The organism is Moorena sp. SIO1G6 (assembly GCF_010672795.1).
GTDB lineage: Bacteria > Cyanobacteriota > Cyanobacteriia > Cyanobacteriales > Coleofasciculaceae > Moorena > Moorena producens.
Map to the genome: position 1 here is coordinate 60,659 of NZ_JAAHFZ010000031.1, position 18,309 is coordinate 78,967.

Annotated in this window: 18 protein-coding genes; 9 read left to right on the plus strand and 9 right to left on the minus strand. The window is 43.6% G+C overall.

The genetic code is table 11. The features are described 5' to 3' along the window. Nucleotide 1: 1 nt before the first annotated feature. Entirely contained in the window at nucleotides 2–439 is a 438-nt protein-coding gene (locus F6K63_RS24405) for a hypothetical protein (protein ID WP_287313322.1), read from the minus strand. A 523-nt stretch (nucleotides 440–962) separates the two neighbouring features. Here F6K63_RS24405 and F6K63_RS24410 point away from each other — a divergent pair. Continuing rightward, on the plus strand, nucleotides 963–1,970 hold the full coding sequence (locus tag F6K63_RS24410; protein WP_287313323.1) for a zinc-binding alcohol dehydrogenase family protein: 1,008 nt from the start codon (nucleotides 963–965) through the stop codon (nucleotides 1,968–1,970). A gap of 74 nt (nucleotides 1,971–2,044) precedes the next feature. Then, on the plus strand, nucleotides 2,045–2,335 hold the full coding sequence (locus F6K63_RS24415) for a putative quinol monooxygenase (RefSeq protein WP_287313324.1): 291 nt from the start codon (nucleotides 2,045–2,047) through the stop codon (nucleotides 2,333–2,335). A gap of 501 nt (nucleotides 2,336–2,836) precedes the next feature. Here F6K63_RS24415 and F6K63_RS24420 read toward each other — a convergent pair. After that, complete coding sequence (locus F6K63_RS24420; protein ID WP_287313325.1) at nucleotides 2,837–3,232, minus strand: hypothetical protein; 396 nt, start codon at nucleotides 3,230–3,232, stop codon at nucleotides 2,837–2,839. A 578-nt stretch (nucleotides 3,233–3,810) separates the two neighbouring features. Between F6K63_RS24420 and msrA the strand changes: the two genes are divergently transcribed. Continuing rightward, on the plus strand, nucleotides 3,811–4,284 hold the full coding sequence (gene msrA, locus F6K63_RS24425) for a peptide-methionine (S)-S-oxide reductase MsrA (RefSeq protein ID WP_287313336.1): 474 nt from the start codon (nucleotides 3,811–3,813) through the stop codon (nucleotides 4,282–4,284). 298 nt (nucleotides 4,285–4,582) lie between these two features. Here the strand turns inward: msrA and F6K63_RS24430 are convergent, their stop codons facing one another. After that, on the minus strand, nucleotides 4,583–5,047 hold the full coding sequence (locus tag F6K63_RS24430; protein ID WP_287313326.1) for a VOC family protein: 465 nt from the start codon (nucleotides 5,045–5,047) through the stop codon (nucleotides 4,583–4,585). Nucleotides 5,048–5,150: 103 nt separating this feature from the next. On the opposite strand from F6K63_RS24430, the gene F6K63_RS24435 reads away from it, so the two are divergent. Then, on the plus strand, nucleotides 5,151–7,313 hold the full coding sequence (locus F6K63_RS24435; RefSeq protein WP_287313327.1) for a Tex family protein: 2,163 nt from the start codon (nucleotides 5,151–5,153) through the stop codon (nucleotides 7,311–7,313). A gap of 77 nt (nucleotides 7,314–7,390) precedes the next feature. Next, nucleotides 7,391–7,948: a pentapeptide repeat-containing protein gene (locus tag F6K63_RS24440; protein WP_287313328.1), complete on the plus strand. Its 558-nt coding sequence runs from the start codon at nucleotides 7,391–7,393 to the stop codon at nucleotides 7,946–7,948. Between the two features lie 75 nt (nucleotides 7,949–8,023). Here the strand turns inward: F6K63_RS24440 and F6K63_RS24445 are convergent, their stop codons facing one another. The 3 genes from F6K63_RS24445 to leuS form a co-directional block, all read right to left on the minus strand. Then, complete coding sequence (locus F6K63_RS24445) at nucleotides 8,024–8,362, minus strand: hypothetical protein (RefSeq protein WP_287313329.1); 339 nt, start codon at nucleotides 8,360–8,362, stop codon at nucleotides 8,024–8,026. Nucleotides 8,363–8,640: 278 nt separating this feature from the next. After that, entirely contained in the window at nucleotides 8,641–8,814 is a 174-nt protein-coding gene (locus F6K63_RS24450) for a hypothetical protein (RefSeq protein ID WP_287313330.1), read from the minus strand. A 146-nt stretch (nucleotides 8,815–8,960) separates the two neighbouring features. Beyond that, on the minus strand, nucleotides 8,961–11,546 hold the full coding sequence (gene leuS, locus F6K63_RS24455; RefSeq protein ID WP_287313331.1) for a leucine--tRNA ligase: 2,586 nt from the start codon (nucleotides 11,544–11,546) through the stop codon (nucleotides 8,961–8,963). A gap of 391 nt (nucleotides 11,547–11,937) precedes the next feature. Here leuS and F6K63_RS24460 point away from each other — a divergent pair, with 391 nt between their 5' ends. Together F6K63_RS24460 and F6K63_RS24465 are read left to right on the plus strand one after the other, a co-directional pair. Further along, a complete protein-coding gene (locus tag F6K63_RS24460) occupies nucleotides 11,938–12,192 on the plus strand; it encodes a hypothetical protein (RefSeq protein WP_287313332.1) in 255 nt (84 codons plus the stop codon). Nucleotides 12,193–12,447: 255 nt separating this feature from the next. Beyond that, the gene (locus F6K63_RS24465) at nucleotides 12,448–13,623 is read left to right on the plus strand and encodes an RNA-guided endonuclease InsQ/TnpB family protein (protein WP_071106245.1); all 1,176 of its coding nucleotides are present in this window, start codon (nucleotides 12,448–12,450) and stop codon (nucleotides 13,621–13,623) included. Nucleotides 13,624–13,666: 43 nt separating this feature from the next. Here the strand turns inward: F6K63_RS24465 and F6K63_RS24470 are convergent, their stop codons facing one another. Then, on the minus strand, nucleotides 13,667–13,819 hold the full coding sequence (locus F6K63_RS24470; protein ID WP_158026703.1) for a hypothetical protein: 153 nt from the start codon (nucleotides 13,817–13,819) through the stop codon (nucleotides 13,667–13,669). Nucleotides 13,820–14,039: 220 nt separating this feature from the next. Here F6K63_RS24470 and F6K63_RS24475 point away from each other — a divergent pair, with 220 nt between their 5' ends. After that, a complete protein-coding gene (locus tag F6K63_RS24475; RefSeq protein ID WP_271968917.1) occupies nucleotides 14,040–14,336 on the plus strand; it encodes a hypothetical protein in 297 nt (98 codons plus the stop codon). A gap of 393 nt (nucleotides 14,337–14,729) precedes the next feature. Here F6K63_RS24475 and F6K63_RS24480 read toward each other — a convergent pair whose 3' ends face one another. Together F6K63_RS24480 and F6K63_RS24485 are read right to left on the minus strand one after the other, a co-directional pair. Continuing rightward, nucleotides 14,730–15,554 (minus strand): class I SAM-dependent methyltransferase, encoded by an 825-nt coding sequence (locus tag F6K63_RS24480; protein WP_502708350.1) that lies wholly within the window; start codon nucleotides 15,552–15,554, stop codon nucleotides 14,730–14,732. Nucleotides 15,555–15,774: 220 nt separating this feature from the next. Next, on the minus strand, nucleotides 15,775–16,746 hold the full coding sequence (locus F6K63_RS24485) for a protochlorophyllide reductase (RefSeq protein WP_071106247.1): 972 nt from the start codon (nucleotides 16,744–16,746) through the stop codon (nucleotides 15,775–15,777). A gap of 191 nt (nucleotides 16,747–16,937) precedes the next feature. Between F6K63_RS24485 and F6K63_RS24490 the strand changes: the two genes are divergently transcribed. After that, nucleotides 16,938–18,197 (plus strand): RNA-guided endonuclease InsQ/TnpB family protein, encoded by a 1,260-nt coding sequence (locus F6K63_RS24490; RefSeq protein WP_287313334.1) that lies wholly within the window; start codon nucleotides 16,938–16,940, stop codon nucleotides 18,195–18,197. The last annotated feature ends 112 nt before the right edge of the window (nucleotides 18,198–18,309 follow it).

The window sequence follows — 18,309 nt, forward strand, 5'->3', positions numbered from 1 at the left end:
CTCATAGATTAATCAGGTCTTTTAAGAGGCGTTTGAGAATTCGACCACATAAGGTAATACAGGAGCTAAAAGCTAGCAGGACAACAACAAGGCAGAAGTAGCGGTTTACTTCCCAAACGTTCCAGGTACCCACACATTGATCAAAGCCTGTAAAATTTTCTTTAGTTATCGACTGAAATATCCAGCCAAAAATAACGTATAGGATGCCAAGACCAATGGCATCCTGAATTGTCAAATAGACATCTCGCCAGAGGTCACCTATTAAGGCTTTACCAACTAGGTCTAAGGGGTCCCAAATATTGATAAGGAGTTGATAAATAACCTTCCCAAATCTTGTTTTTGGTCTAATGGGTGCCTGTGTTGGAACTTGAGTTGGCTTACCAACTGGTCTGTGGGGTATTGGTTCCTGCTCTGAGGTCATGCAAAACGTAGATATCATTTTTGATAAAGCTAGCACATCCTGTCTCTACTTATACAGCATTTTATAGAAAATTTACCTAGTTTTAAAGTAATGTCTCGCCAAATGTTTAGCGGGAGGCAATCTTACCGATATCTGCTTGATTGACTTGCCATTTTCCGTAAAAAGCCTGGGGGGTCATGGACAGTTGATTTAGGGTGGGCAGTGCGGCAGTTAGATTGATGTGCTTGCCTACATTTAACCAAACAATATATTACACCTTATAAAAATTTGTGTATAGCACAACGCATTAAGGTGTTTGACATTCGTAAACTCCGAAACTTAGTCATAGCTGACTTCTGACTTCTGACTTCTGATTTGCGCGTAGCGCTATATCTCACCAAACTAAGCAGGTGCACAAAATTAATTACCCATTTTCAAACAATCAAACCCTTACAGTGTAAGGCTTACAGAGATTGGTAGTAGGAAATTAATTTTGTTTAGGTGCTTAAAAACTGCTATAGAATCGAATCGGCGGCATTGATCAAAAAAGGAAAACCAAGATATGAAAGCCATAGGCTATAATCAGCCTGGACCAATCACTGCACCAGACGCGCTGATCGAATTTGAAACCGAAACGCCGGAATTAGAGCCACACGACCTGTTGGTGGAGGTTCGGGGAATTTCGGTCAATCCTGTGGACGTGAAAGTGCGCGCCAAGATGGCACCGGAAAAGGGCACCAAGGTCATTGGGTATGATGCCGCAGGTGTTGTTCGACAAGTTGGCAGCGATGTCAGTAAATTTAAAGTTGGTGATGAAGTCTTTTATGCCGGTGATATCACTCGACCGGGCACCAACTCCGAGCTCCATGCCGTTGATGAGCGGATTGTTGGGAAAAAGCCGAAATCCCTGGGCTTTGCGGAAGCAGCTGGTTTTCCACTCACCTCCATTACTGCCTGGGAAATCCTGTTCGACTGCCTCGGGGTCAAAGAAGGAGAAGGCAAGGGCGAGAGTATACTGATTATCGGTGGTGCGGGAGGTGTTGGATCAATCCTGATTCAACTTGCCAAGAAACTCACCGGGTTGACCGCGATCGCCACTGCATCTCGTCCGGAAACCATCGAGTGGGTTCAAAAGATGGGTGCCGACCATGTGATCAATCACCGCCAGTCCCTTGTTGATCAAATCAAGGAATTGGGACTCGAACCCCGCTACGTTGCTTCCCTTTCAGGATCAGACGGACATTTTCCTGGCATCATCGAGCTGATCAAGCCTCGCGGTCATATTGCAATAATTGATGACCCTCAATCCCTGGACATCTCATTGATAAAAACCAAAGCCCTATCCTTCAGCTGGGAGTTCATGTTTACTCGGTCGATGTTTCAAACGGAGGACATCGCAAAACAGCATGAATTGCTGAATCGGGTCTCGGAGCTTATTGACGATGGTACCCTAATTTCCACTGTGACCAACAATCTCGGGAAAATCAGTGTGGAAACCCTCAAGACGGCTCATTCGCACCAAGAGAGCGGTCGTGCCATTGGCAAAAATGTGCTCGACGGCTTTAACTAAGACAGCATAGTCAAGGGTGGTAAGTTATCGCCATCAGATTTTCAATTTTTAACGAAAACGAAGGAAACAAAAACATGGCTAAATTGACTCTTGTTGCTCATATCACAGCTAAAGATGACAAAATTGATCTGGTAAAGACTGAGCTTAAAAAGTTGATCGACATCACTCGTGCTGAAGAGGGCTGCTTGCAATACGATTTGCATCAGAACAATGAAAATCCAGCTCACTTTATGTTTTTTGAAAATTGGGAATCCCGTGAACTGTGGCAGAAGCATATGGGTGCCCAGCACCTGAAGGATTACATGGCTGCAACTGATGGCGCGGTTGAGGAATTCACTTTCAATGAAATGACGCAAATAGGCTAGGGAATATAGAATATAGAATTTAGAATGTAGAATTTAGAATGTAGAATTTAGAATGTAGAATTTAGAATATAGAATTTAGAATGTAGAATTTAGAATGTAGAATTTAGAATATAGAATATAGAATATAGAATTTAGAATTTAGAATGGAAAATTAATAATTTAGAATGTAGAATTAAGAATTTAGAATGTATATAAGCAGGTGCACAAAATTAATTACACATTTTTAAAAACTCAAAGCCTTACACTGTAAGGGTTACAGAGATTGGTAGTAGCAAATTAATTTTGTTTAGGTGCTTAAATCAAAATTTATACCTTTTGCCTTGTCTTCATCAAGGTTGATGAGATGCAAGAGGTCTAATTTTTAATTCACCATTCTAAATTCTAAATTCTAAATTCACCATTCTAAATTCACCATTCTAAATTCTAAATTCACCATTCACCATTCAACATTCAACATTCAACCTTCAACCTTCAACCTTCAACCTTTTTCAACCTTCAACCTTATTCAACATTAGAGCAAAGTCGATTCAACAACTCCTTAGGAATTGCCTCGAAATTCTCCAAAACAAAATCCATTAAAGCCAGATGGTATAAGGAATCAGCACTAGGAGTTTTATAGCGAGCACCTTGGGCCAGCCAGCTATTAACCGCGTAAGTTGAGCGGCAGCAGATTTGACCTATGTGGTCTTGATTCACTTGCCATTTGCCGTAAAACGCCTGGGGAGTCATGGACAGTCGGTAGTTGCTGTATAGGTAGATCAAGATTTCCTCTCGCTCAGTGATGGCACGAGGCATTGAATCTGGGCGTGTGGATGGGCTCTCGGCAATTTGGGCAAGCCGGTCTAGGGCTCGCTGACAGTGAACCAGATGATCTACTGACCGTTTTTTTGGCATCATAGAATTACCTCACACATAGCTTGTGACTGGGGGTAAAGCCGCGCTTTGGCCTGCATGCGAGAAGCGCGGCTTTTTGTCCAGAAATCTTATCGAAATATCAGACATTTTTATTATTACTAATATCTCGAAAAAAATCAAGGCTATTTTTAAAATCGCAATATATTTTTACAAATAAAATAATTGACTATAGGTGATATATTTGAGATGTAAAAATGTAAGTTAGCAGCTTAAGCGCTACGCGAAAAACTTATGTGCTACGCACACGCTACGCGAACAAATATCAGATAGCGTTTTGTAGTCTAATATAGCGTTTTCGCAGTTATGAGGTACGCTTATAAACCTCAAAGTCCCCCTTATTAAGGGGGATTTAGGGGGATCAATTTGTACCTTGTGGGATATCGAATTGCTATAATATACACATTATTTTTTCCCGATTCCCGATTCCTCACAACTGCTGTTTAACCCGGTGGTGCGTTACGGGACGGGCTTTTCCAATACTGCTGAAGAGGCTAAAAATTAAGGCGAGCCCTTCCCTAACGCACCCTACGCAAAATTTACTGTTTAACTACGTAACAATGATGGAAAAAGCGACATTTGGTGGTGGTTGTTTCTGGGGAGTAGAAGCAGCATTTCGGAAAGTGAAGGGAGTAGTCTCAACTTCTGTTGGTTATATGGGAGGACATTTTCCTAACCCATGCTATCTGGATGTATTATCAAGAATAACCGGTCACGCGGAAGTGGCACAGGTGGAGTATGACCCGGAAAAAGTCAGCTATGAACAATTACTTGACCTGTTTTGGTCTATCCATGACCCTACGACATTGAACCGCCAAGGTCCTGATCGAGGAGAACAGTATCGATCGGTGATATTTTTCCACAATCAGGAACAAGAAGTGCTGGCAAGACTGTCAAAACAAAAGCTGCAAGTTTCTGGTAAGTTTGATAAGGATATTGTTACCGAAATTAAGCCAGCTTCGGACTATTATTTAGCTGATGACTATCATCAACAGTATTTTGAAAAAAAGCAGCGGTCTTTACGTTATAAATTTTAAAGCTATCAGCTATTAGCTTAAGCGCTACGCGCACGCTACGCGAACAGCTATCAGCTATCAGCTATCAGCTATCAGTTATCAGCCATCAGCTATCAGCTTATGGGCTACGCCCACGCTACTTGAGGTTTTATCAGTTATCAGTTATCAGCCATCAGCTATCAGCTTATGGGCTACGCCCACGCTACTTGAGGTCCTAGCAGCCATCAGGCTTTGGCCAAAGCTGACGGCTGACGGCTGACCGCTGACCGCTGACGGCTGACCGCTGACGGCTGACCGCTGATAGCTGACTGCTTACGTTTCATTCAATCGCATCGCAGCGAATTTCAACGATAAATCCATCGGGGTCATAAAAATAGATACCTCTGCCAGTAGGACGAGTTACTGGACCATGATCGATGGGAATTTGATTTTGTTTTAGGACTTCTACGGCTTGGTCAAATAACTGAGGATCGATATCAAAGGCGAGATGATTGACCCGAGTAAAGCCACGATGGGGGTCTGGATCCGGTGGTGATAGCTCTGGCTCGGAAAACAAATCCACCACAATGCCATCTGGGGTGACGAAGTTAGTGACTTTTCCGGCTTCGACTAGCGATCGCAAAGTACTGGGCACTTCTTCACCAGTTAGTTCATGTAAACCTAGCAATGTACCATAAAAGTGGCGCGATGCTTGGATATCCTTCACATTCAGAGCAATATGATGGACTCGACGGAGACTACCTGGAGTTAGGGTAGGTTTGATTACTTCAGGGCTAGAAACCATTTTTTTTAATAATTGTTAGTTGTGAATGGAAGTGCTAATAGTTAATTATTAATGGTTATACCGTTTTTAATTTGCTATTTAAATTTCCCCTTTTCCTGGTAACATGACCACTTTTTCTCAAATCTTAGCCCAAGAACTGTCATTAAGTGCGACTCAAATCGAGAATGCCCTGTCTTTATTTGCTGAAGGGGCAACTATTCCGTTTATAGCTCGCTACCGTAAAGAGGTGACTGGTTCTCTCGATGAAGTTCAGCTACGCACGATAGCTGAGCGCCATACTTATCTAACGGAACTTGAGCAACGGAAGTCAGTAATCCTGAATGCGATCGCATCTGCGGGTAAGCTCACCGATGAACTAAAGGCTAAGATCGAAGCTTGCCAGCAAAAGACTGAATTAGAAGACCTTTACCTGCCCTATAAACCCAAACGACGCACTCGGGCAACCATGGCCAGGGAGAAAGGACTTGAACCCTTAGCGGACTGGATTGAGTCGATGAACAATCCGGAGGTTAAATCAGTATCCTTATCTGAAGAAGCGGCTAAATACATTTCCCCAGACCATAAGCTCAATACGGTAGAGGACGTTCTTCAAGGTGCCTCTGATATTTTAGCGGAAGCTGTAGCGGAAAAAGCCGACTTACGAGCGTATTTGCGGGATTATTTCATGAAATCGGGAGTATTCGTCTCTCGGATTAAAAAGGATTATCCCGAAGGTACCACTAAGTTTGAAATGTACCGGGAGTTCCAAATCCCCGTGAAATCTGTAGCGCCACATAATATGTTAGCCCTGCTCAGGGGTGAAGCGGAGGGAGTCCTAAAGCTGGAACTCTCTTTTGATGAAGACTATGTGATGTCCTACCTAGAGTCTGAAGAAATCTACACGAAAGCTACCCTACTGCGAGAGTTTTACCAGACCATGCTCAAAGATGGGTTTAATCGGCTGATGAAAACCTCCCTAACTACGGAAGTACGTAGCGATCGCAAAGCCTATGCTGATGCAGAGTCCATTAAAACCTTTGAAGCCAATCTCCGAGAACTGTTGTTATCTCCTCCAGCAGGAATGAAGCCAACTTTAGCCATAGATCCAGGCTTCCGCACCGGTTGTAAAGTGGCTATCCTGGATGAGACAGCTAAATACATCACATACCAACCAGTGTTTCCCCATCAAGGCAGCCAAAAGCGGGAACAAGCTGCTAAAACCATTAAGCATTTAATTGAAACCTACCAGATCGAGCTAATTGCCATTGGTAACGGTACAGCGTCTCGTGAGACAGACGAGTTTATCTCGGAAGTACTCAAAACCATGGAGCGCAAACCGATAAAAGTAATGGTGAATGAATCTGGGGCATCGATTTATTCCGCCAGTGACTTAGCACGAGAGGAGTTTCCGGATTTAGATGTCACAGTCAGGGGAGCGATTAGTATTGGCAGACGGTTACAAGACCCCTTAGCCGAGTTGGTCAAGATTGACCCTAAATCCATTGGTGTGGGACAGTACCAACACGATGTTGATCAAAAATTGCTCAAGAAGAAACTTGATGACACCGTGGAAAGTTGTGTAAACTATGTAGGAGTAGATTTAAATACTGCATCCGCTCAACTGCTAACCTTTGTATCTGGGATTACCCCGACTATTGCTAATAACATTGTGAGCTATCGCAATCAGCAAGGTGCATTCAGGAACCGTAGGGAAATCCTTAAGGTACCAAAGTTAGGGCCAAAAGCCTTCGAGCAGTCAGCAGGATTCCTAAGGATTCGCAACGGGGATAATCCGTTGGATAACACAGCTGTGCATCCAGAGAGTTATCCCGTAGTGAAAGCGATCGCGTCGGATTTGCAGTTACCTCTAGCCAAGATTAACCAAGGAGCAGAACGGTTCAAGTCAGTAGAGTTGAACCGTTACGTCACAGATACCATCGGCTTACCAACCCTAGAGGATATTATCCAGGAATTGGAAAAGCCAGGACGAGACCCCAGGGCTGAGTTTAAGTACGCCACCTTCAAAGAAGGAGTAAATGAACTCAAAGACCTTAGTCCAGGGATGGAATTAGAAGGAATTGTCACCAATGTGGTAAACTTTGGAGCCTTCGTAGATATCGGCGTGCATCAAGATGGGTTAGTGCATATCTCCCAACTAGCTGACCGGTTTGTAGAGGATCCCAAACAGATAGTCAAAGTGGGACAGGTGGTCAAGGTGCGAGTAATGGAAGTAAATGAAAAACTGAAGCGCGTTAGTTTATCAATGCGATCGCCCAGGGGAAATTAGTGATCACAGTAGAAATATTGGGTATTTCTTGAACTTCGCTGCCATAATACAGGCAAAATAAGATAACGCCAGAAATTATGAAATTCAGAATCTTAGGAATTAGTGTACTGCTAGCCTCCTTAGGGTTAATCGCTCCTATCAATGCTGAACAGCGCGAGCAGTATCTACAACTCCTGCAAACTAAGGAATGTCGAAGCTGTGACCTGGTAAATTCTGACCTAGCCAGAGCTGATTTGAGGGAAGCAGACCTGAGATATGCTAACCTCCAGGGAGCCAATCTCAGTGGCGCTAACCTTTCTGATGCCATGCTCGAAAGTGCAGCAATGAGAGTTATTGATGGCACAGGGGCAACCTTCCGCAATGCCAACTTAGATTCAGCCTACGCCACAGGGGCCAACATGAGTCGCGCCGATTTCAGTGGTGCTAGCGTAGTGTGGGCAAATTTCATCAGTGCTGACCTTAGTGGTAGTTCCTTTAGGGGTGCTGACCTCAGTAACACCACCTTTTTCAAGGCCAACCTCAATGGTGCTGATTTGAGTGGGGCTAACCTCACTAACGCTAATTTTATTAACGCTGATTTGACTAACGCTAACCTTGATAATGCTAACCTTACTGGTGCGCAACTTCCTAGGTAAATTAGGGACTGCCAAAGTGAATTAGCATTCAGCTATCAGCATTCAGCTATCAGCATTCAGCTATTAGCTAATGAGCTACAGATGGGGCGTTGCCTCAGTCTTCGAATGAATCGCAGTAGAGTGGGCATCCTGCCCGCCCGACAATATTGGCATCAATCGCAGTAGAGTGGGCATCCTGCCCGCTGAATTCCAGTAGAGTGGGCATCCTGCCCGCCCCACAATATTGGCATCAATCGCAGTAGAGTGGGCATCCTGCCCGCTGAATTCCAGTAGAGTGGGCATCCTGCCCGCCCCACAATAAGCATGAAACTGGCAAGATGCCAGTTCTACCAAGATGCCCATTCTACAGGTGCGACCCGTGGCGAATTTAATTCGCCTACGGAAAGCGCACCTAAAAACTCTTAGAGTGGGCATCCTGCCCGCTGAATTCTAGTAGAGTGGGCATCCTGCCCGCCCCACAATAAGCATGAAACTGGCAAGATGCCAGTTCTACCAAGATGCCAGTTCTACCAATATGCCAGTTCTACCAATATGCCCATTCTACAGGTGCGACCCATGGCGAATTTAATAATTAGATCCGGAAAGCGCACCTAAAAACTCTTAAAATCATTCCATTATTAAGCAACACCCACAAGCTGATAGCTGACGGCACCTCAAGTAGCGTGGGCGTAGCGCATTAGCTGAATGCTTAACTAAGGATTCTTATTGATGCAGCCTAGTTTCTGAACATGCTGACAAACACGCTGGTGAAGGATAGCTCTTGTTCCTACTGGTCCGACTTTAAAGATGACCTTATCCTCGACTTGGCCTCCTGGTATGATCCTGACACCACAGATAGGACAGACTTGTGCGTTTTGTTCAGACATAACTGTTAGTGGTAAATGAACCTGATTGTTTTGTAGCTATATATAGCGATGAGGGCAGGAAATAGCTGATAGCTGATAGCTGATAGCTGATAGCTGATAGCTGATAGCTCCATTACCTATCCCCTGCGTCCAGCGCTTTTTTTATATCAAACCACTACAAAGTTTACCAATTTACCAGGTACCACAATTACCTTCTTAATCTCCTTACCCTCTAGATATCGCTGTGCTACCTCAGATTCCCTAGCATAGGTTTCTAAAGCTGCCTTATCGGAGTTAGCTGGAACTTGAATAGTGCCGCGAGTTTTGCCTTTGATTTGAATCACCAAGGTAATTTCATCGGCTACCAAAGCATCAGGATCGTACTCACGCCACGGTTGATTGTGTATTGAAGAGCTATGACCCAGACTATGCCAAAGTTCTTCAGCAATATGGGGAGCAAAGGGAGCGAGTAATGTAATCAAGGTTTCAATCCCTTCTTTATAGACCGGGGAGTCTTTACACTTAGCATCAGTAATACCGTTACTTAGCTTCATCAATTCAGAAACCGCTGTATTAAATTGATACTCCCCTTCTAAATCCTCAGTTACCTCTTTAATCGCGGTGTGAATAGCTCGTCGTAAGTCTTTTTCCGGTTTAGTTAAATCACCATTAGACGAGCTAGGTTTAGTGCTACCATTAGCGGCGAAATCCGATACTAAACGCCAGACACGATTAAGGAAACGGAATTGCCCTTCTACATCAGCATCATCCCATTCCAAATCTTTTTCTGGTGGTGCTTTAAACAAGATAAACATCCTGGCGGTATCGGTACCGTATTTAGCTACTACATCTTCTGGTGCGACACCGTTGTATTTAGACTTAGACATTTTTTCATAGAATACCGCCAACGGTTCCCCAGTCTCTGGATCTTTAGGGTCATTGGGATCGATATCTACAACAGCGAAATATTTACCGGTTTTGGTATTTTTGTAAGCCGTATTCTGCACCATCCCCTGAGTTAGAAGACGTTGGAACGGTTCATCAATGGTGAGTAAACCGCGATCGCGTAATACCTTAGTAAAGAATCGCGAGTAGAGCAAGTGCAAAATAGCATGTTCGATTCCCCCTACATACTGATCCACTCCCATCCAATCATTGGTTTTGTTGGAATCAAACACAGCGGAGTCATTCTTGGCATCGGGATAACGTAAGAAATACCAGGAGGAATCGATAAAGGTATCCATGGTATCAGTTTCCCGTTTCGCTGGTGTACCGCAATTGGGACAAGGTACATTCACCCAACTGTCTAATTGAGCCAAGGGAGAAAGACCACGTCCGCTAAAGTCTACATCTTCGGGTAATTCTACTGGCAGGTCTTGGTCTGGCACTGGCACTGCGCCGCAGTGAGGACAATGAATCACAGGGATCGGGGCACCCCAGTAACGCTGGCGAGAGATTAACCAATCTCGGAGGCGATACTGCACTCGGGCTTTGCCCCAGCCCTGTTGTTCAGCATAGTCAATAATTCCGGTCTTGGCCTTGACGGAATCCATACCATTGAATTGGTCAGAATTCACGACAATGCCCGGTTCCGTGTAAGCCGCTTCTAGAGGAGTGTCATTAACTGTCTCGACATCATCTGAAGTTGGGACAATCACCACTTTGATGGGTAATTGCTTTTCCTGGGCAAACTTAAAGTCTCTGGTATCATGAGCTGGTACTCCCATCACCGCACCAGTACCATACTCATAAAGCACATAGTCAGCAATCAAGATTGGGATTTCGTCCCCAGTGAAGGGATTAATGGCTTTACCACCAGTGGGAATCCCTCGCTTGGGCTTATCTTCTGCTGTCCGTTCCAATTCACTTTGGTTACTGACTTCCTCAATGAAGGCTTCAACTGCAGCCTTTTGGTCAGGGGTAGTGACTTTGGCGGTCAAGGGATGTTCCGGTGCTAGCACCACATAGGTAACCCCATAAACGGTATCGGGACGAGTGGTGAATACACCAATCTTCTCCTCTAAGCCGTCATCTAAGCCCACAATCGGAAATTCTAGATAAGCACCAACAGATTTACCAATCCAGTTGGCCTGCATCAGCTTCACCCGTTCTGGCCAACCGGTTAAGGTATCCAAGTCCTTGAGCAATTCTTCGGCATAATCGGTAATTTTAAGGAACCACTGACGCAACAGTTTCCGTTCCACCTTGGCTCCAGAACGCCAGGAACGTCCTTCACTATCCACTTGCTCATTGGCTAGCACGGTCTGATCGACGGGGTCCCAGTTCACTGCTGCTTCTTTCTGGTAGGCCAGTCCAGCGTTGAAGAACTGTAAGAAAATCCACTGAGTCCACTTGTAATAGTCCGGCGAGCAAGTGGTTACTTCACAATCCCAGTCATAGGAGAGTCCCAGGCGCTTTAATTGCGATCGCATTTGGGAAATATTTTGGTATGTCCACTTAGCCGGATGAATCCCGCGAGCGATCGCAGCATTTTCTGCCGGTAATCCAAAGGCATCCCAACCCATAGGGTGAAGTACGCGATAGCCTTGCATCCGGCTTTTCCTGGCAATCACATCAGTAATTGTATAGTTACGGACATGACCCATGTGCAGGTTACCCGATGGATAGGGGAACATGGACAGAGCATAGAATTTCGGCTTGTCAGTTTCTGTGGAGGTTTGGTACAAGCCTTGCTCTTCCCAAATTTGTTGCCATTTTTCCTCTATCTTGGTGGGGTTGTATTGTGACTGCACAAGTGATACTCCTCAGGTATGATTACGCGCTTTAGCTTACGTCAGTTCTTACTGTAGTTTAATTTTGGCACATTCGTTAGCCAATGCCTGATCTAGTATACTTCTTGCCGATGTAGGGAACAGGAAAGTCAGAAGAAGGAATAGGTAACTTTGGAATTCGTAAAAAATACTGTTGACATCATAACTATTTAAAATGCTATTTACGGCTTATTTTATAAGTAGTTAATTACAGCAATAAACATATTTATCTCAACTACTTTTTGACATTCACAAGAGGTGGATTATACTGATAATAGCCATCGTTTCAGAGTCGTTATAGTACTATTAATCGTTTTAGTTTTATAAACGATGTGCTTCAAAACAACATTGGATTTCTATCTACTAAATAATTATGCATCAGATAAGGTCTGACTCTACTAGCTTAAATGAACTGCGATCGGTAATTGAATTGCAAGAGGGCAGAATTGGTAACTATCCCTGGACTCAAGTTGATTCTATTGCTGTGAGTACTGAGGAAAAACAGCAATTAGAAGTAATCGAATCCCGCCTGATTAATCCCTCTATTCATCTGATGAATGAATCGACGATTTGGTCAAGAGGAATTTACACCTTATTATTGACGAAACCGAAAACCGCCCATCTTTAGAGGGCGTATCAAGGTAAGTAAGCACTTTTAAGTGCCGTGATTTCTAATTAATTATTCAATGAATACCGATACACTGATTTTTTTATTTTTGGATAACTTTTGGGCTTTTTACCAAGTAATAGTATTTAAAAAAAATGGTATGTCTTTTTTTAAATTATTCATAATGTACGGGTATCCCCCTAATTCTTTTTTTTTTGTTGTCATTTCTAGAATAAGCGTCTATACTAGATATATATTAACAGATAGTTCGAGCCAATGCTAGTTTATGAATTTAAGCTCAAAGGTAAACAATATCAATATAATTTAATTGATGAAGCTATTCGGACTGGTCAATTCATTCAAAATTCATGTTTGCGTTTATGGATGGATGCTAAACCAGAGGACAAAATAAACCGTTTTGCCCTTAACAAATATTGCAAAGTATTAGCTGATAATAATAATTTTCCTTGGGTTAAAAAATTAAATAGCATGGCTCGACAAGCTCACGCTGAAAGAACTTGGGCATCTATTTCCAGGTTTTATGACAACTGCAAGAAACAAATTCCCGGAAAAAAAGGTTTTCCTAAATTTAAAAAAAATTGTCGCTCAGTTGAATACAAAACCACTGGCTATCAAGTATCTACAGATAGGAAAACTATAAAATTTACTGATGGGTTTAAAGCTGGTAGTTTTAAATTAGTTGGTTCAAGGGATTTACATTTTTATCCTTTAAAATCAATTAAAAGAGTTCGAGTGCTTAAAAGAGTTGATGGTTACTATGTTCAATTTTGTATTGATCAAGAAAGGCTAGAAAATACTAACCCAACTGGCAAAGCTATTGGCCTGGATGTTGGAATTAAAGAATTCTACACTGACAGTAATGGTGGTACCTGCCATAATCCTAAATATTTAAGAAAGTCCGAAAAAAAATTAAAAAAACTGCAACGGAAATTATCTAAATGTAAAAAAGGTTCTAAGAATAGGAAAAAGTTTCAGAAAAAATTAGCTAAACAGCACCTCAAGGTATCAAGGCAGCGTAAAGACTTTGTAGTTAAAACTGCAAGGGCGCTATGTCAATCTAACGATTTGGTAGCCGTTGAAGACCTACAGGTTAAAAATATGGTAAAAAACCATAAATTAGCTAAATCAATATCTGATGCTAGTTGGTCAATGTTTAAATCTTGGTTAGAATACTTTGGAAAAGTATTTGATCGTAAAATTGTTGCAGTTAAACCACATTTTACTAGTCAAAATTGTTCTAGCTGTGGGAAACTAGTTAAAAAATCACTATCAGTTAGAACTCATGTCTGTAGTTGTGGTTGCGTCTTAGACCGGGACGAAAATGCGGCAATTAATATTTTAAATAGGGCGGGGCACGCCCAAATTAACGCTTCTGGACAGATTAACCTCTGTCAGTTGGGTGAAAACCTAGCTGATAAGTTAGCTGGATGAAAGAAGAATCCCCGTACCTAATGGTCGGGGAGTGTCAATAGTCCTAGCAGAACGAAATGACATTGTCTTGATGCAGTCGCTCATGGGGGAAACCACGCCAGTTGCTCATGGTTTGTTCGCGTTCGCCTTTGGCGTGGCCTACGGCCAAGCGTCGGCTACGCCGATAGTTACCGTAAGACAGTTGAGCCTTAATCAATAAGTTTTACCCCTTTTTTGCATAGCCTAACAACCATAAAGGCTCAACTGTCTAAGGTTTCGTCTCCGGGGGAACCCCCAAGACCGCACTGGCTCCCCAAGACCGCGCTGCATCGCTGAAGCTTGGGCAAAAATTAATCTGGATGCGCAATACCCTAAGTTTAAACTAGAAGGCATTGTCTTGATGCAGTCGCTCATGGGGGAAACCACGGCAGTCGCTCATGGGGGAAACCACGGCAGTCGCTCATGGGGGAAACCACGGCAGTCGCTCATGGGGGGGACCCCCAAGACCGCGCTGCCTCCCCAAGACCGCGCTGCCTCCCCAAGACCGCGCTGCCTCCCCAAGACCGCGCTGCATCGCTGCTGATGGGGGGCTAGTAAAAACGGTTGCTGGTCGCGTCACCTCTCCTTACTTGCTGGTAGTAGAGGCTCAAAAGGGTACAGAAGCAATAAATCCTTTATTAAAACTTTACGGACAAATCCTCGGTGCTGCTTGTTTAAACTCGAAGCAAAATTAAAATCCAATCCAGACTGTTTTTGGTTGCTATACTATCGCTGATACCTGGAAGTTTTTGAGAGCAGAAGTTGAAGGCATAGAACAAGAGCGACCAATCATGCGCGTTGAGTATTCTCGCGAATATGTAGGAAGGCTGGAATCTGAGACTATTTGTAAGATTTTGAAAGGAATTGTTGATATTCAAACGTAAGCCGTCAGCGGTCAGCGGTCAGTGGTCAGCTTATTTTATTCAAAACCACCTCAAGTAGCGCGGCCAATGCCTGAAAGCTGAAAGCACCTCAAGTAGCACCTCAAGTAGCCCATAAGCTGATAACTGTTCGCGTAGCACCTCAAATAGCGCATAAGCTGAATGCTGAATGCTGATAGCTGATGGCTGATAGCTGATAGCTGACGACTAGATTTTTTTAGCAATCTGAAGAACAGAGAGATAGGAAGTTTCGAGACTATTGCCCAATTCTAGCTCTAGTATTTCCTTCACCCCTTGAAACAAAGACTCTCGCTGCTTTGGGTCTAAAGCTATATAAGGTGACAAAGTACTCAAAAGCGCTATATAATTATCAATACTATAGGTAACGTCACACACCAACTGTTCCGATACTAAGTCTTGGAATTTCCCGGAATTAATAACAGTTTCTGCAATTTTGCTGAGGTTCCGTTGATGAGTTTCTATCTCTTCACAGGGTTTCAGAGAGGGAGCGTGAGTTTGATAGATCTGATTCAACAGTTGGCAAACCTCATGGTTGGGTTGAGGAGGCGTATTCCATAGCAAAATCAGAAATCCATTGTCTTTTAGAGCATCAGCTGCTTTTTGATACCGGATTTCTTGTGAAACCCAATGAAAAGAAGTCGCTGCTAACACAGCATGGAATTTCCCAGTTTCTAGCTCCAACTCTTCAAAGGTAGTATTGATAAGTTCTACATCTGGATATTGGCTACAGTTATGTCGCGCTAGCTGGCAAGATTCCTGGCTCGGTTCAATAGCAACCATAGAGAAGCCCAAGTCAGCAAATGCTGTCGTAGCAATCCCCGGACCGCATCCCACTTCAAGTATGATGGCATCGGAAGGAAGTTGGGCTAACTCCACGGCACGGTTAATCAGTTGCTGAGGATAGCGTGGTCTGGCCTGGTCGTAAGCCTCTGCAACCGAAGAATACCAAATTTTTTTCTCTTCCAAGTCTTTAGAGTAGATAGCTTGGAGTAGTTGTTTAATGTCTTTCATCGTAAGCATTCAGCTGTCAGCTGTCAGCCGTGAGCTAAAGCTCACGCTACGCGAACAGCTTAACATAAACCTCAAAAGGTAGAATTTAATAGTTTGAGATTAATCAGAATTGAAAGTCTAGGGAAAAGCCCAAGGCCATTCCCGTAGCGTGGCCAAAGGCCAAGGCTGACAGCTGAATGCTGACAGCTGAATGCTGACAGCTGAATGCTTACATTTAACATCACCGTAGTCCAACTAACTTTTCGCTCAATTCCCACAAGCGCTTAGCTTTAGTATCATCCATGGCTTCATTAGAAACTTCTTGAACAAAGGACTTACGACCTTCTTTTTGTCGATTACCCCAGCTCCAGTAAACACCGGATTTATTATAGTTAGGATCAGCAACTACTGTTGCTAGTCTATCCCCTGCTAATTCCTGGGACACATAGCCTCCAGTAATGTTTTTCTGGAACAATGGGAATAGTTTCTGGAACAGGGAATAGTGGTTGCGGAATAGAGCGGTTTCAGCAACACATCCTGGATAAAGGGAGCTGAAAACTATTCCGGTAGAGTCATGATAGCGCTGGTGCAGCTCTCGCATGGTCAGCATGTTACAGAGTTTGCTGTCCTTGTAAGCTTTTCCAGATTTAAAGGCTTTGCCATTAATCATTGAGATGGGGGGTTTGAATCCTTCTTCAAAACCCTTGAGGTCTCCCAGGTCTGGAGGTGCTGGAATCGGAATCTTTCCTCCCAATTCTTTGGGATTAGCAGTAACAGTTCCCACAATCACTAGCCTTGGCTGGGAAGAGGATGAATTCTTCAAATCCTCTAGCATCAGATTACACAGCAGGAAATGACCGAGGTGATTGGTAGCAACACTCAATTCATATCCGTCGGGATTTCGCAACGGTTCCTTTGATAATGGCAGATAGATGGCAGCATTGCACACCAAGGCATCGAGGGTTCTGCCGGTTGCTCTGAAGGCATTCACAAACTGCCGGACACTAGCAAAGCTAGCTAAGTCAATATATAGCGCTGTATAGCTGTCTTTTGGTATTCCCACCTGTTGGGCAGCTTTTTCAGCTTTATCAAGATTCCGACAAGCCATCACCACATGCCATCCCCAGGTTTTGGCAAGAGCTCTGGCGGCTTCCAAACCAACTCCCGACGAGGCCCCTGTAATAATCACCGTTGATTTATGATCGTTTTCCATTTTCTTTAAAATTGATCGATTGATCGTAACTTTATTAGGTTCTCATCTTAAGTTACGATCAAAGATACCAAAATATCCGGGAGCGTGATAGCCCCTTCTTTCGCACGTAGGGGTGGAAACGCGACGCGACGGGTTTTAACCCGCCGTATCCATTCAAATAAGTTATAATAGAAGCAAGGAGGTGATAGTAAATGTACAAAACAATTCCAGTAAGAGCAACATTTTTAGAGGAAGAAAAGGCTTTTTGGTTGTTTCAATGCGAACAAGCTAACAGCCTATGGAATTGTGCTGTATATTACTCCAAGCAAAAGCATTATAGTTGGCTAGAGCAGCAACCCGAGGCTTTCACTACTTATTGGCGCGGTGATGAGTTAAGATACGGCTGGAAGACCTATAAGTGCGCACTTAAGTACCCAGAGTTATGTAAGGAGCTGAAAAGCAATCCTCACTACAAGGCAATGGCGGCTCAATCAGCTCAGCAAAGTCTCAAAACTGTAGCCGAATCAATTGCTAGTTACAACCAGTTGGTCGGTCTCTATTATAAAGGTCAAGTTGATAAACCTAAATTACTCAGGTACCGCAAGAAAGGTGGGCTAGCACCTGTCACTTTTCCTCGTCAGCCGCTTAAGTATAAAAATGGCTTGTTTTACCCTCCGATTAGCAAAGAGTCTAAAGCAGAGTTACTTACTGAAATTGCCTTAGAGCCACCAGACTTTATAGATCCAGATTGGGTTAAAGAAGTGACTGTCCGTCCGTACCTAGGACAACTCTGGATCGATTGGGTGATCGATGATGGGAAGCAGCCGATAGAAAAGAATCCAAACCTAGACTATTCCCAGGCATGGAGTTTTGATCACGGCGGTGATAACTGGCTGACTGGTGTTTCGACCCATGGGAAAAGTCTGATTATTGATGGTCGAAAGCTCAAGTCTTTGAACCAGGGTTATGCTAGGCTAGTTGCTAAGTACAAAGCCGGGAAGCCCGAGTTTTATTGGGATGCGAACTTAGATCGAGTTCAACGGAAGCGCAACAACCAAATTCGGGATGCCATTAACAAGGCTGCTCGATTTATTGTTAATCGGTGTCTAAATGATTCGGCACAGCCGACGCTACGCGAACGGATTGGCAACTTAATAATTGGGTGGAATGAAGGTCAGAAAAATTCATTAAATATGGGTAAGCGGGGCAATCAAAACTTCGTAGTTATCCCCACAAAAAGGTTAATTGAAAGACTCAAACAGCTTGCCTTTGAATATGGAATAAAGTTAACAATCACCGAGGAAGCGTACACCAGTAAAGCGTCTTACCTTGACGACGACAGCCTCCCAAAACATGGCGAGAAACCCAAAGGATGGACACCGTCGGGAAAACGAGTGAGACGAGGACTTTACAAAACCTCTAAGGGCTGGCTAGTAAATGCTGACTGCAACGGTGCTGGTGTGATTCGTTAGCTAGAAACCATATTCTATAAAGGATTTGGGGGATTAGCTGCTTGGTTATAGAACCATGACAACTTGATAACCATGATGGTGAAAATCCATCCCTCGTGAAATCCGAGTGACA